We start from the raw sequence: 12,712 nt of genomic DNA on the forward strand, positions 1-12,712 counted from the left end.
TACTTGAATTATAATGGTTAATGCTTATTTATCGTTTATTTGTTCACTTATCTTACCAAATCGACGTTCTCGGTTCTGATAATCAAGAAGTGCCTTATAAAGCTCCTCTTTATTAAAATCAGGCCAGAACAATTCAGTAAAATACAACTCAGAGTACGCTATTTGCCATAAAAGAAAATTGCTAATTCTGTTTTCTCCACTCGTCCTAATCAAAAGTTCCGGATCGGGAATTCCTTTTGTGGTAAGCTGACTAGAGAACAAGTCTGAATCAATTTCGTCAAGAGAAATATCTCCGTTTTGAACCTGACTTGCAATATTTTTAACTGCAGTTACAATTTCCCACCTGGAACTATAGCTTAGTGCCAAAACCAAAGTCAAGCCCGAATTATTAGATGTTGTAGAAATTGTACCTTCTAATTTCTCTCTTACTTCTAATGGTAAACTATCCAGATCGCCTATTGCTTGTAGGCGAACATTGTTCTTCATCAAAGTAGGAGTTTCACTTTCTATCGCTTCAACCAATAAAGACATCAGTCCGAGAACCTCATCTTTAGGTCTATTCCAGTTTTCTGTGGAAAAAGCATAAAGGGTTAAATAAGAAATTCCAAGCTCTCCTGCAGCTTCAACAGTTTGTCTGACTGCCTCCACTCCGTGCTGATGACCAACAATGCGATGTTCTCCCCGCATTTTTGCCCAACGCCCATTCCCGTCCATTATTATGGCAAGATGAGTAGGTAGCTTTTCTTTTATTATTTTATTTTTAATTGACATATTTTATTTTACAAATCGATCGTATGAATGACATTCTGCATTATCAGGAAATAACTTATAACTTATCATTACTCCAAAAAATGAGGCCCAATCGTTATTGTGCATTAATGTACTCGTATTAAGATTATTTGGGTCATCGAGATGATCCAGATCATCGGTAAACGTTTTTCTAAAACTCCATTCCAAAGCAGCAGTCCACCTGCCTGTTAAGTTTGTTTTTACACCAACCCCCATCGGAATAGTGAATGAAGAACTTGTACTACTTGGAGCAATATATCCAATTCCTCCTGTGATATAAGGAACAAGATTTTTACTCTTCGCTTTTTTAGGTGACCAAAAAGATTGGAAATTAAATTCTACCTGCAAGGATAGATCAACTAAATCTGTTTTGAATGATGCGCCTCTTGCTTTTTGATAGGAATTATTAAAATCCTTATCCTCTCCTTCCAAACCTGAAAACAACATGCTAGCCCGTAAGGCATACCGTGAATTGAAATTATACCGGTAAATTCCTCCCAACGCAACCGAATTTGAATAAAACTGCTTTTGTGGATTAATATCCCCCAAATAATAGGAGACTCCACCAAAGAAGCCTAACTCTGCTTTGGTCTGCGAAAAGGCTGAATTTCCAATCGCAAAAAACAGTATTCCTAATATCAGTTTATACATGAAATCAAGTTTGTGTTTTTTATGTTGCAAACAAATAAAAACCTACGCTTAAACTCCTAAACCCGTTGGTTTAATGAGCGTGCAAGCCCCCTGAATTTATTCGCAAGCTACAAAAGTAACATATAATCTTAAAAAACCATATCAATGAAAAAAAATAACGCCAACCCGCAGTTAAATTTTGTTAAAATCAAAAACGAGAAAAAACGAACTCTTAATTACGTTTATCAACGCCCCACATCAGCTTGTTTCTCAAGGTTCCGTAAAAATTATGAGTTTTTAATTTCAAGACCTTAATCTGGAAATCTGCCCGCTTAATTTTAAGCTCAATGGATGATTCAAAGGTTGTTGATCGAGAATCAAGAGAAGCCAAATAGCTATCACTTCTCCCTTCTACCCGAAGAGTTATTTCATGATGATTTGGCACAACAATTGGTCGAACGGTAAGGTTGTGAGGAGAGATTGGTGATATAACAAAATTTTGAGTGTTAGGAATTAAAATTGGTCCCCCAACACTTAATGAATATGCAGTGGAACCGGTTGGTGTGGCTATAATTAAACCATCGGCCCAATATGAATTCAAATATTCATTGTTTAAATAAGTATGAATGGTAATCATGGATGCCGAATCGGTTTTATGAACCGTAAATTCGTTTAAAGCATAATTAAATTCTTCAAACAAGCCATTTCGAGATGTTTCTAATTGCAGCAGGCTTCGTTCCTCAAAACTATATTCTCCTGCCAGAATATCGGCCAAAGCTTGAGGTATTTCCTCCTGAGCGATATCAGCCATAAAACCTAAACGCCCACTATTAATGCCAACCAAAGGAATTCCCGAATCACGAACGAAGGTTACGGCATCCAAGAAGGTCCCATCCCCACCTACAGAGAAGAAAAAATCCACCTCTTTATTTAAATCTTCATGATTATGGAAACAACCATTAACTGGTGGTTTAAAATTAATTTCCCTAATCAGAAAATCATAAAAAGGCTCGTAAATTACCACCTCAATATTGTGCTTGGTAAAAACCTCAAACATTAAAACAAAGCTCTCTGTAAAACTTTCATTAAATGATCTACCAAAAAGTGCAATTTTCATACTTCACAAATTTGCGTTTTGTTTATTTCAGAACTGAATAGCTCAGAAATATTCCATTTCTTAAAACATTAAAAATCGATTAAACCTGCATCATTTAAGAACAAGTGCAATGAGCAAGTAATGTTTAGCACAAATATAGATTAATCTGTTTAGTGGCAAGAATTTTACACAGGAAAAGAAAACTTGAAATGATATTTTTAAATATTCAAAAACCTCATGAACGAATTGTAACGATCCTCCATAAAATCCTTCATATCATCTTCACGTACATAGGTGGTTTTTATGGTATAATCGTAACGTAAAAAAGTTTGTATAATGGACGTGATATTGGTTCTATTTATTTTAATTGTCAATTCAATTTTTCTTGAATCCGCAGATGATCTCACGTACAAACTGAGTATTTTCCCATCGTTACTCTCCACAATTCTTGATATTTCGCTTAAAGAATAATCAACTGAATTAAGTTCTAAGACAATAACTCCACCAGGTTCGCGAACCGAAAATATTTTTTCAATGTATTGCATCAAATCATTTAAAGTAATAAGACCAACATATGTTTTTTCATCCGCCAAAACAGGAATAACAGTCAACTTTAACCTCGAAATTATCTCTATTACATCATAAATGTGATAGTTTTCGTTTACGTACGGACTAAACAAGGACAATTTTTGGTCCCCAATAGGCTCTTCTGCCTTATTTAAATCGTAAATATCATTGTCTGAAATTAGCCCAAGAAATTCATCCCCCTTCACAATTGGCAAATGAGAAACCCTAAAAATTTCCATCCAATTAAGAGCTTGAATTCCTGTATCGGTTTCCCTTAATACTGGAACAACATCAGAAATTAAATCTTTTGCTATCATACATACCTGTTTTCTAGGAATTACTTTTAATTTTGTCTTAAGGAGAACACAATTACAGACAGGAAGTTTGTAATTAATTTCACCAATCATTCTACCAATAAAGTTATACAAAATGACCAGACTTAGTGTAAATATAAACAAAATTGCAACATTAAGAAATGCCCGTGGAGAGAATACTCCTAATGTTTGCAAGGTTGCTTTAGATTGTGAAAGATTTGGAGCGGAAGGCATTACCGTACACCCTCGTCCTGATGAAAGACACATTCGTTATCAGGATGTTCGGGATTTAGAATCTTTAGTTACGACCGAATTTAATATTGAAGGATATCCAACCAGAGATTTCATCGATTTGGTACTAAAAGCAAAGCCGGCACAGGTGACTCTTGTTCCAGATCCGCCAGAGGCTTTAACCTCTAACGCAGGATGGGATACGGTTAAAAACCGCGATGTTTTGATCGAAATAATCAAGGAATTTAAAGCTGCCGGAATCAGAACCTCTATTTTTGTTGACACAAACCTGGCTAATGTTGAAGGTGCTGTTGCAACAGGAACAGATCGCATTGAATTATATACTGAGCCTTACGCTACTGATTTTCCAAAGAATAAAGAAGAAGCAATTCGCCCTTTTGTAATAGCAGCAAAAAAGGCTCACGAATTAGGTCTGGAAATTAATGCCGGACATGATCTAAGCTTGGAAAATCTTAAATATTTTAACGATAACATTCCGAATTTAACCGAAGTATCAATCGGTCATGCTCTTATTTCTGATGCATTGTACTATGGTTTGGAAAACACCATTCAGATGTATTTAAGATGTTTGAAATAATTCGAAACGAATTACATTACTTAAAGGATGCTCACAAAGCATCCTTTGCTATTTATGAATCTTCTTAAAAAACTAAATTTAGCCAATCACCTTATCGATTTGGTTCTTATCTTTATTTTTTAAATCAATTCCCGATAAATGAAACTCAATTACAAAAAACTTGGTGAAGGTCATCCATTACTAATTCTTCATGGCCTTTATGGTGCGTCGGACAATTGGCTAAGCATTGCCAAAGAGCTTTCAGAGAACTTCGAAGTTTATATTATCGATCAAAGAAACCACGGAGACTCTCCTCATGCCGATTCACATACCTATCAGGATTTAAAAGAAGATCTACTGGAATTTATGGACGATCACAAAATTGAAAAAGCAATTCTGCTTGGGCACTCGATGGGAGGAAAAACGGTGATGTTTTTTGCTGCTGATTATCCGGAAAGAGTCAGCAGTTTACTTGTTGTTGATATTGCTCCTAAAAACTACAGCAAAATTTCTGATTACACCCCACAAACAATCGATCATTCTGGCATAGTGAAAGCCATGCTTAATTTGGATTTATCGGTTTTCAAAAACAGAACTGAGATTGATAAAAAATTATCAGATAGTATAACCAGTAAACGGGTTCGTCAATTTCTTCTTAAAAACTTAAAAAGAGACGAGAACAAACAATTTATCTGGAAACTAAATATTAAAACTATTCACGATTACTTGCCCGAAATAATGGACGGTATTGATGGTGATCGTTTTGCTGAGGGAAAAGGAATTACAGCATTTCCGGTTCTGTTTATTCGCGGCGAAAAATCGAATTACATTTCCGATAACGACCACAATTTAATACGAACCATATTCCCTAAGGCGGAAATCACGACTATTCCTAATGCCGGACACTGGGTGCACGCAGAACAACCAAGCCTTTTGATAAAAACAGTAGAGTATTTCGTTTTGGATTAAATAAAAAACCCGAAACAGAAATCTGTCTCGGGTTTGAAATTCTCTTATTTTCATGCTACCATGCCCCAGCTTTAAAAATATAGCGGGTTACTGCCTGAATATTTATTTCTTTATTTGAACTGTTATCCGGATCGATACCCTCTTCGTATTTAAATCCTGATATTTTCACGTAATAATCTTCTCCAATGGCCAATTCATCCAATGCTTCAAATTCACTCGCGGTTAAATTATCAATTTCCAACTCTTTAGCCTCACCTGCATCAGCAGATTGACGAGTACTTCTAAATTTTGGTAAATACTCGTTAGCGTTTTTGTCCAAAATTTCAACGAAGTAATAAATATCATCCTCATCAATTGCATTCCATTTTATAGTTACGCTTCCAGCACCACTAGCGTGAGTAGCTGTGGTTGAAAAATTATCCAACGCAGCAATATCAGATCCATAAACCTGCTCTTCAAGCTTATAGTTTTCTCCGCCATCAAATTTCAGATAAAATTTCACAAGGCTAGCACCATCAAAAATATCAAAATAATTAGCACGGTCAGATTCCTTTAAATAATACACTTTCTCTCCTTGAAAATCGGTAAAATCTTCCAATTCGAAACTAGTAGAGGCATTGGTAAGTGCGTGAACCTGACTTAACTTATTACCATATACCGCATATTCCATTTTATAAGATGATACATATGTATTATTTACCAGACGCAAATCATTTACCACATAAGCATCAGCAGTAACATCATTTACTTCATCAATATTGGTATAAAACTCTCTGGTTCCCGTCGAACTATTAAGCTTCAAATAAGAACTGGTTGAGCTTGTCTGAACGAACCACTCCTGTCTGTCATTAGCCGATATAGATTCATCTTGAATCACCAACTGATTATCAACCAAACTCCAATCTCCTACAACCTCATCTCTTCTCCCGCTAAATTCTTGTTTTTTCAGAACTCCTCCTCCTTCGAATCGATACACAATCAAAGCATCATTACGATTATAATCAGAAGATAAATACGGATTCGCATACCAATACTTATTGGTTAGATCGGAAGAGTTAAATTCAAATTCTTCCTCATCTCCTCCTCCATTACTACTACTTCCGCAGGAGGTTAAAAATAGGCTTCCAACAATCATTATCGCAAAGGATAATTTATTATAAAATGAAGTATTCATCAATTTTCTATTTTTTAGTTTTTAAAATAATTCTTAATCAAATTAGGATTCACATCCCGATACATAAACACGAAAAAAGCGAAACTATTGTACATTAGCAAGACAATTATAACAATACACGCTCAAAATTAGCTTCAGGAATTAATTCCTCACCTTGGTAACGCAAAAACACTTGCGCTGTGGCCAGGATATCTTTCTCGCAATATATGGCAATTCGTTCCAAATCATTATCCTGCCAATACACTTTGCCAACCATCGATCCGTCAATATCATCTTTGGGTGTAGGGATTCCAAAAATCTCACAAAGCAGGGCCAAAGAAGTATAGTGCTTGTAATCGCCGAATTTCCATAGCTCCATGGTATCGATAAACTGTACTTCCCAAGGTTTTTTACCTGCAATATCTAAAACAGGAGGCAACACAACTCCGTTTATCAGCATTCTTCGGGCGATATATGGGAAGTCAAATTCTTTTCCGTTGTGTGCGCACAAATTACGGTTTGGCTTGCTGCAAAAACGATTCAGCATCAAAGCAAATTCCTCTAGCAATTGTTTTTCATCATCGCCATAGTACGATTTCGCAACAAATTTTTTAACTCCATTCTTTTTTGTGACCAAGCCCGTTGAAATGCACACGATTTTACCAAACTCGGCATAAATACCAGCTCTTCCATACACTTCGGATGGTGATTCCTCTTCCTTTCGAAAATAATTAGATTTTTTCTCCCACAGCTCCTGTAATTTGGGTGACATCTCCTCGAAAGTAGCATTCCCGGATACAGTCTCAATATCTACAAAAAGTAAATTTTCGACTTTAATTTGATTCAACATAACAAAAGACTTATCATAAATAAAACGAAAAGTTATAAAAAAAGGAGACAGTAACAAAGTCTCCATTTTTATTTTTCTAAATCAGAAACAAAAGATAACATCTTACTAACTAATTATCAGGTTTTTCTGAATAAAATGAGTCAAAATATCTATGGCTACAATATTATCACCACCCTGAGGTACAATAATATCTGCATAACGCTTGCTTGGTTCAATAAACTGAAGATGCATTGGTTTTACTGTTTTTTCGTAACGATCCAATACCCTTTCAACCGACCTGCCCCGCTCTATAATATCTCTTTTAATTACACGATTTAATCGATCATCTGCATCGCAATCAACAAATACTTTTAAATCCATTAAGTCCCTAAGAACCGGATCTGTAAGGATTAAAAGTCCTTCCACAATAACGACCCCCTTAGGTTCAACTTTAATCGTTTCGTCGGAACGCAGACAGGTAATATAGGAATAGATGGGTTGATTTATTGCCTCGCCTTGCTTTAAGCTCTTTACATGTTCAATTAACAATTCAAATTCTATTGATCTTGGATGATCAAAATTTATTTCCTGACGTTCTTCTAATGTGAGCTCGACATTATCTCTGTAATAAGAATCTTGTGGTAAAACGGCAACCTCCCCTTGATTCAATCTTTCAATGATTTTCCTAACCACTGTAGTTTTGCCGGAGCCTGTTCCGCCAGCAATTCCAATAATCAACATGTTGTATGATATTTAGATGTTTGATTCAAAAATGCTAATTTTGCATTAACTTCGGCGGGAAAGTTACTAATAATTTAAAAAAGAATTAAAATGATCAAGCACATTGCAATGTTTAAGTTTAAAGCTTTCGATTCGGCTGAAGAAAAAGAAAAATATCACAATAGATTACAAAATGCCTTTGATGGACTGGAAGAAAAAATTCCTGAAATCAAATTTTTACAAATTGGTTTTGACCAACTGCATTCCGATGCTTCATTTGATTTTATTGTGAATGTTGACATCGAAAACATGGACGCTTTGCCGTTATACGCGAACCATCCTGAGCATTTAAAAGCAGTCTCTATTGTAAAAGAAATGGTAGCAGAACGTAAAGTAATCGACTACGAATTTTAAAATTATCCAAAAGCCATAATTAGCAATCAAATTAAAAAATTGTACAAAATGAGTTTGTATCCATTAAAATTTACGCCCATCCTTAAAGATAAAATTTGGGGTGGAAGCAAATTAAAAACAGTATTGAATAAAGATTTTTCGCCGCTGCCTAATGCCGGTGAGAGTTGGGAGATTTCAGGTGTAGAGGGAGATATTTCAGTTGTTAGTAATGGCTTTTTAGCAGGAAATGATCTGGAAGAACTCATTGAAATTTACATGGGCGACCTTGTTGGAGATAAGGTTTATGAAAATTTCGGGATTGAATTTCCATTGTTGATCAAATTTATTGATGCCAATGATGTACTCTCCATTCAGGTGCATCCTGATGATGAACTTTCGAAAGAAAGGCACAATGCTTATGGCAAAACCGAAATGTGGTATGTTATTGAAGCCGACAAAGGATCTGAATTGATTGTTGGTTTTAATCAGGACATCAGCAAAGAAGAATATTTAGCGAAGTTGGAAGAGGGCAAGTTGGAAGATATTTTAAACAATGCACCTGTAAAAGAAGGAAGTTGTTTCTTTATTCCTGCTGGCCGTGTTCATGCAATTGGAAAAGGAATTCTTTTGGCGGAAATTCAACAAACATCAGATGTTACTTATCGGATGTACGATTTCAACAGAACTGATGATGCCGGTAACCCTAGAGAACTGCATACCGAACTTGCTGTTGATGCAATTGACTACAGTTACGAGAAAAAATATGAAACTACTTACGAGACCGAAATAAATAAAGCTTCGGAATTGGTTCGTTGTCCGTATTTCACCACCAATATTCTCGAATTTGATCAACCAGTAGAAAAAGATTATTTGGAATTAGATTCTTTTGTAATCTATATGTGTTTAGAAGGTGATTTGGAAATAACCTATGGAGAAGATTCATTAAGTGTTGCAAAGGGAGAAAGTGTTTTGATTCCTGCAATTATTAACAATTTGACTCTTACTCCGAAATCAAAAACAAAAATTCTTGAAATCTATATAAAATAGGCTTTTGAAAAATGAACCTATCCTCTTTTCATACATTTGAAAAGAGGATTTTTTTATTCCCCATCCAAATAACATGATCGGTCAATAAAGTTGAAGCATTTTTCGGAAAAGATAAGAATCTGTATAACTTTGCAGCGTAAAAAAAATACTCCATGAATATTACTAGTGCAAAATTTGTGATGTCCAACTCGGATATAAAAAAATGTCCTATCGACAATAAGGCAGAATATGCTTTTATTGGACGTTCGAATGTGGGAAAATCATCACTTATAAATATGCTGACCAATCATAAAGGTTTGGCGAAAATTTCTACCAAGCCTGGTAAGACTCAATTGGTTAATCATTTCTTAATTAATGATCAATGGTATTTGGTGGATTTGCCTGGTTATGGTTTTGCTAAGGTTGCAAAGAATACCAAACAGCGGTTTTCAAAATTAATTTTCAGTTTTATCGAAAGCCGTCCCAATCTCATCAATTTATTTGTACTCGTCGATTGTAGGCACGAACCACAAACTAAGGATGTTGATTTTATGGAATGGTTAGGTGTTAACGGAATCCCTTTCTCTATCATTTTCACGAAGGCAGATAAGCTTAGCAAGCAAAAATTATCTGAAAACGTTAAAGCCTACGAAAAGGAATTGTTGAATTCGTGGGAAGAAATGCCTCCTTTTTTTATTAGCTCGGCATCGAGTGGTCTGGGGAAAGAAGAAATATTAAATTCTATTGATGAAACCAACAAAACGGTTTTACTTCAAAAAAGAAAATAGAAATAAGGAAGATCTCGTAAAGACATCTTCTTTTTTATTTTAGATAAAAAAGATTATCCTTTTAAATGGATAAAATAAATTGCGACAACTTGACTAAAATCAGTTTTTTGACGCAATAATTCATAAATTTGCACAGTACAATAGTTATCTGATTTATAAACAAATAATATTTTAATGAAAGCCCCAATTAAAATCTTTTCTGGTTCGAACAGTGAGTATTTAGCAGGTCAAATTGCAGCAGCCGCAGGATTGGAATTAGGAAAATCAAGTATTACTAGATTTAGTGATGGTGAATTTGAAGTCTGTTATGAAGAAACAGTAAGAGGAGCTCAAGTATTCATTATTCAATCAACTTATCCCCCAGCTGATAATTTGATGGAGCTATTACTAATGATTGATGCAGCAAAAAGAGCATCTGCGTACAAAGTTATTGCAGTAATTCCATATTTTGGATTCGCTCGTCAGGATAGAAAAGATCGTCCCAGAGTTGCAATTGGAGCCAAACTGGTTGCCAATTTACTTATGGCAGCAGGAGTTGATCGTGTGATGACAATGGATCTTCACGCTGATCAAATTCAAGGATTTTTTGACATTCCTGTCGATCACCTATACGGTTCATCTGTACTTCTTCCTTACGTTGTGAACTTAAAATTGGATAATCTGGTTGTAGCCTCTCCTGATATGGGTGGTAGCAAAAGAGCCAATACTTATGCAAAATATTTAAATGCAGGTCTGGCTATTTGTCACAAATCTCGTGAAAAAGCGAATGTTGTTGGTGAAATGACTGCAATTGGTGATGTTGAAGGCAGACATGTTGTAATTATTGATGACATGATTGATACGGCTGGCACAATTACCAAAGCTGCAAATATGCTAAAGGAAAAAGGAGCTCTTAGTGTTCGCGCAGTTGCAACACATGCTGTTTTATCGGGTCCTGCTTACGAACGAATTGAAGAATCTGCTTTAGAAGAGGTTGTTTTTACTGATTCTATTCCTTTAAAAAAGGAAGGCTCTAAAATCAAAGAGTTAACAATTGCTAACATTTTCGCAAAAACAATTCTTAATGTTTACAATTGCGAATCAATTAGTTCCAATTTTATATTATAATTTATATCTTTGCGCAGATTTTTTCGGTAAAAGTTTTATAAACGTGTAATGGGAAATAAACTGAACTTTTTTTTACCAGGTGATGAAGTTTATTTTGAGTAGCACATAATTTCAAGAAAATGAAAGTTTTTGAATTAAAAGGTTCTTTAAGAACAGATTTAGGAAAAAAAGCAACCAAAGCTCTTCGAAAAGCAGAAATGGTACCATGTGAAGTATATGGTGGTGGTGATAACATTCACTTTGCTGTTGACAAAAAGATATTGGAAAAATTACTTTTCACACAAGAAGTATATGTCATCAATGCAGATATTGAAGGAAAAAAATTCTCTTGTGTATTAAGCGAAGTTCAGTACCACCCGGTTAATGATAGAGCTTTACACGCTGATTTCTATCAGGTATTTGAAGACAAAGCATTCGAAGTAGAATTACCAATTCTAGTTGAGGGTCTTGCAAAAGGAATTGCGGCTGGTGGTAAACTAGCTGTTATTTCAAGAAAATTAAAAGTTAGAGGTGCAATGGCTGATCTTCCAGAAAACCTTGTTATTAAAGTTGCCGATCTTGGTCTTGGTAAAACTATTCAGGTTGGAGATCTTACCTATAAGAACATTGAACTATTGAATTCTAAAAACACTGTTGTTGTACAAGTTAAGCTTACAAGAGCTGCTCGTGCTGCTGCAATGGCTGCAAAATAGATTTCAACACTATTTTGCTCAGCATAATGAAGCAAAAAAATATAACCTCCCATTTATTGAACAATGGGAGGTTTTTTTAATATCCCTCAATCCAAAAATGAAGGATAGAATGGGTGCTAAGTTTTCATGGAAAATGCTCCGAATATTCTAACTTTGGATTTGTTATGATACAATTTCTAAAAAAACTATTTGGGCAGACTAAACATCTGCCACAAGAAAATAATATTGAGATGAAATATCTGATTGTCGGCCTTGGCAACATTGGTGCTGAATATGCGAACACAAGACACAACATCGGGTTTCGTATTTTGGATGCTCTTGCCGAAGCAGCTAATATAGAATTTAAGGATGCCAGATATGGAGCCGTTGCTGAATACAAGTTTAAGGGACGTATCTTTGTACTTGTAAAGCCAAACACTTACATGAACCTAAGTGGGAAATCGGTTAACTATTGGCTTCAGAAAGAAAAAATACCTGTTGAAAACATGATGGTTTTGGTTGATGATATTGCATTGCCGTTTGAAACCTTACGATTGCGTCCGGGAGGAAGTGCTGCCGGCCATAATGGATTAAAACATATTAACGAGATACTTGGTCACCAAAATTACAACCGCCTGCGTTTTGGTATTGGTGCCGATTTTAGCAAAGGACAGCAGATTGACTACGTTTTGGGTGAATGGTCGCCTGAGGAACTGGAGAAACTACCTGAGCTATACAAAATCTGTATTAACATGATTAAAGGCATGAGCACCATTGGTGTTCAAAGAACCATGACAGCATATAATACAAAGAAAATCAGCAAGGAAATAAACGAGTAAGGCGATATTCCAA

General features: G+C 35.3%; 15 protein-coding genes. 8 read left to right on the forward strand and 7 right to left on the reverse strand.

Translation table 11 applies throughout. The features are described 5' to 3' along the window. Positions 1 to 24: 24 nt before the first annotated feature. The 4 genes from ALGA_RS05495 to ALGA_RS05510 all read right to left on the reverse strand — a co-directional run bounded on the left by ALGA_RS05495 (position 25) and on the right by ALGA_RS05510 (position 3,399). Positions 25 to 771 carry an isoprenyl transferase gene (locus ALGA_RS05495; RefSeq protein ID WP_096428374.1) on the reverse strand — a complete coding sequence of 249 codons (747 nt, stop codon included), beginning with the start codon at positions 769 to 771 and terminating at the stop codon, positions 25 to 27. A gap of 3 nt (positions 772 to 774) precedes the next feature. Further along, the gene (gene porG, locus ALGA_RS05500) at positions 775 to 1,440 is read right to left on the reverse strand and encodes a type IX secretion system protein PorG (protein ID WP_096428375.1); all 666 of its coding nucleotides are present in this window, start codon (positions 1,438 to 1,440) and stop codon (positions 775 to 777) included. 211 nt (positions 1,441 to 1,651) lie between these two features. Next, positions 1,652 to 2,536, reverse strand: coding sequence for an NAD kinase (locus ALGA_RS05505; protein WP_096428376.1), 885 nt, complete (start codon positions 2,534 to 2,536; stop codon positions 1,652 to 1,654). Positions 2,537 to 2,733: 197 nt separating this feature from the next. Next, on the reverse strand, positions 2,734 to 3,399 hold the full coding sequence (locus ALGA_RS05510; protein WP_096433442.1) for a CBS domain-containing protein: 666 nt from the start codon (positions 3,397 to 3,399) through the stop codon (positions 2,734 to 2,736). 112 nt (positions 3,400 to 3,511) lie between these two features. Here ALGA_RS05510 and ALGA_RS05515 point away from each other — a divergent pair, with 112 nt between their 5' ends. Together ALGA_RS05515 and ALGA_RS05520 are read left to right on the forward strand one after the other, a co-directional pair. Then, positions 3,512 to 4,225, forward strand: coding sequence for a pyridoxine 5'-phosphate synthase (locus ALGA_RS05515; RefSeq protein WP_096428377.1), 714 nt, complete (start codon positions 3,512 to 3,514; stop codon positions 4,223 to 4,225). A 138-nt stretch (positions 4,226 to 4,363) separates the two neighbouring features. Further along, positions 4,364 to 5,173: an alpha/beta fold hydrolase gene (locus tag ALGA_RS05520; RefSeq protein WP_096428378.1), complete on the forward strand. Its 810-nt coding sequence runs from the start codon at positions 4,364 to 4,366 to the stop codon at positions 5,171 to 5,173. A 55-nt stretch (positions 5,174 to 5,228) separates the two neighbouring features. On the opposite strand, the gene ALGA_RS05525 is transcribed toward ALGA_RS05520, so the two are convergent. From ALGA_RS05525 to udk, 3 genes are all read right to left on the reverse strand, one after another. Then, complete coding sequence (locus ALGA_RS05525) at positions 5,229 to 6,347, reverse strand: hypothetical protein (protein ID WP_096428379.1); 1,119 nt, start codon at positions 6,345 to 6,347, stop codon at positions 5,229 to 5,231. Between the two features lie 106 nt (positions 6,348 to 6,453). After that, positions 6,454 to 7,176, reverse strand: a complete 723-nt coding sequence (locus ALGA_RS05530; protein WP_096433444.1) for a 3'-5' exonuclease — start codon at positions 7,174 to 7,176, stop codon at positions 6,454 to 6,456. 105 nt (positions 7,177 to 7,281) lie between these two features. Further along, positions 7,282 to 7,896: a uridine kinase gene (udk, locus tag ALGA_RS05535; protein WP_096428380.1), complete on the reverse strand. Its 615-nt coding sequence runs from the start codon at positions 7,894 to 7,896 to the stop codon at positions 7,282 to 7,284. A 90-nt stretch (positions 7,897 to 7,986) separates the two neighbouring features. Between udk and ALGA_RS05540 the strand changes: the two genes are divergently transcribed. The 6 genes from ALGA_RS05540 (at position 7,987) to pth (ending at position 12,699) form a co-directional block, all read left to right on the forward strand. Beyond that, complete coding sequence (locus tag ALGA_RS05540) at positions 7,987 to 8,289, forward strand: Dabb family protein (RefSeq protein ID WP_096428381.1); 303 nt, start codon at positions 7,987 to 7,989, stop codon at positions 8,287 to 8,289. Positions 8,290 to 8,337: 48 nt separating this feature from the next. Further along, positions 8,338 to 9,315, forward strand: coding sequence for a type I phosphomannose isomerase catalytic subunit (locus ALGA_RS05545; RefSeq protein ID WP_096428382.1), 978 nt, complete (start codon positions 8,338 to 8,340; stop codon positions 9,313 to 9,315). A 152-nt stretch (positions 9,316 to 9,467) separates the two neighbouring features. Then, entirely contained in the window at positions 9,468 to 10,082 is a 615-nt protein-coding gene (gene yihA, locus ALGA_RS05550) for a ribosome biogenesis GTP-binding protein YihA/YsxC (protein ID WP_096428383.1), read from the forward strand. Between the two features lie 174 nt (positions 10,083 to 10,256). After that, positions 10,257 to 11,189, forward strand: a complete 933-nt coding sequence (locus ALGA_RS05555; protein WP_096428384.1) for a ribose-phosphate pyrophosphokinase — start codon at positions 10,257 to 10,259, stop codon at positions 11,187 to 11,189. A gap of 119 nt (positions 11,190 to 11,308) precedes the next feature. Beyond that, positions 11,309 to 11,881, forward strand: coding sequence for a 50S ribosomal protein L25/general stress protein Ctc (locus ALGA_RS05560; protein ID WP_096428385.1), 573 nt, complete (start codon positions 11,309 to 11,311; stop codon positions 11,879 to 11,881). A gap of 164 nt (positions 11,882 to 12,045) precedes the next feature. Then, complete coding sequence (gene pth, locus ALGA_RS05565) at positions 12,046 to 12,699, forward strand: aminoacyl-tRNA hydrolase (protein WP_231706066.1); 654 nt, start codon at positions 12,046 to 12,048, stop codon at positions 12,697 to 12,699. Positions 12,700 to 12,712 lie beyond the last annotated feature (13 nt).

It is taken from the genome of Labilibaculum antarcticum (assembly GCF_002356295.1).
In the GTDB taxonomy this organism is placed as follows: Bacteria; Bacteroidota; Bacteroidia; order Bacteroidales; family Marinifilaceae; genus Labilibaculum; species Labilibaculum antarcticum.

Bases quoted from the DNA above. Each gene is read 5' to 3' on its own strand.
- ALGA_RS05495 (WP_096428374.1), bottom strand. From the start codon at position 771: ATGTCAATTAAAAATAAAATAATAAAAGAAAAGCTACCTACTCATCTT.
- porG (WP_096428375.1), bottom strand. From the start codon at position 1,440: ATGTATAAACTGATATTAGGAATACTGTTTTTTGCGATTGGAAATTCA.
- ALGA_RS05505 (WP_096428376.1), bottom strand. From the start codon at position 2,536: ATGAAAATTGCACTTTTTGGTAGATCATTTAATGAAAGTTTTACAGAG.
- ALGA_RS05510 (WP_096433442.1), bottom strand. From the start codon at position 3,399: ATGATAGCAAAAGATTTAATTTCTGATGTTGTTCCAGTATTAAGGGAA.
- ALGA_RS05515 (WP_096428377.1), top strand. From the start codon at position 3,512: ATGACCAGACTTAGTGTAAATATAAACAAAATTGCAACATTAAGAAAT.
- ALGA_RS05520 (WP_096428378.1), top strand. From the start codon at position 4,364: ATGAAACTCAATTACAAAAAACTTGGTGAAGGTCATCCATTACTAATT.
- ALGA_RS05525 (WP_096428379.1), bottom strand. From the start codon at position 6,347: ATGAATACTTCATTTTATAATAAATTATCCTTTGCGATAATGATTGTT.
- ALGA_RS05530 (WP_096433444.1), bottom strand. From the start codon at position 7,176: ATGTTGAATCAAATTAAAGTCGAAAATTTACTTTTTGTAGATATTGAG.
- udk (WP_096428380.1), bottom strand. From the start codon at position 7,896: ATGTTGATTATTGGAATTGCTGGCGGAACAGGCTCCGGCAAAACTACA.
- ALGA_RS05540 (WP_096428381.1), top strand. From the start codon at position 7,987: ATGATCAAGCACATTGCAATGTTTAAGTTTAAAGCTTTCGATTCGGCT.
- ALGA_RS05545 (WP_096428382.1), top strand. From the start codon at position 8,338: ATGAGTTTGTATCCATTAAAATTTACGCCCATCCTTAAAGATAAAATT.
- yihA (WP_096428383.1), top strand. From the start codon at position 9,468: ATGAATATTACTAGTGCAAAATTTGTGATGTCCAACTCGGATATAAAA.
- ALGA_RS05555 (WP_096428384.1), top strand. From the start codon at position 10,257: ATGAAAGCCCCAATTAAAATCTTTTCTGGTTCGAACAGTGAGTATTTA.
- ALGA_RS05560 (WP_096428385.1), top strand. From the start codon at position 11,309: ATGAAAGTTTTTGAATTAAAAGGTTCTTTAAGAACAGATTTAGGAAAA.
- pth (WP_231706066.1), top strand. From the start codon at position 12,046: ATGATACAATTTCTAAAAAAACTATTTGGGCAGACTAAACATCTGCCA.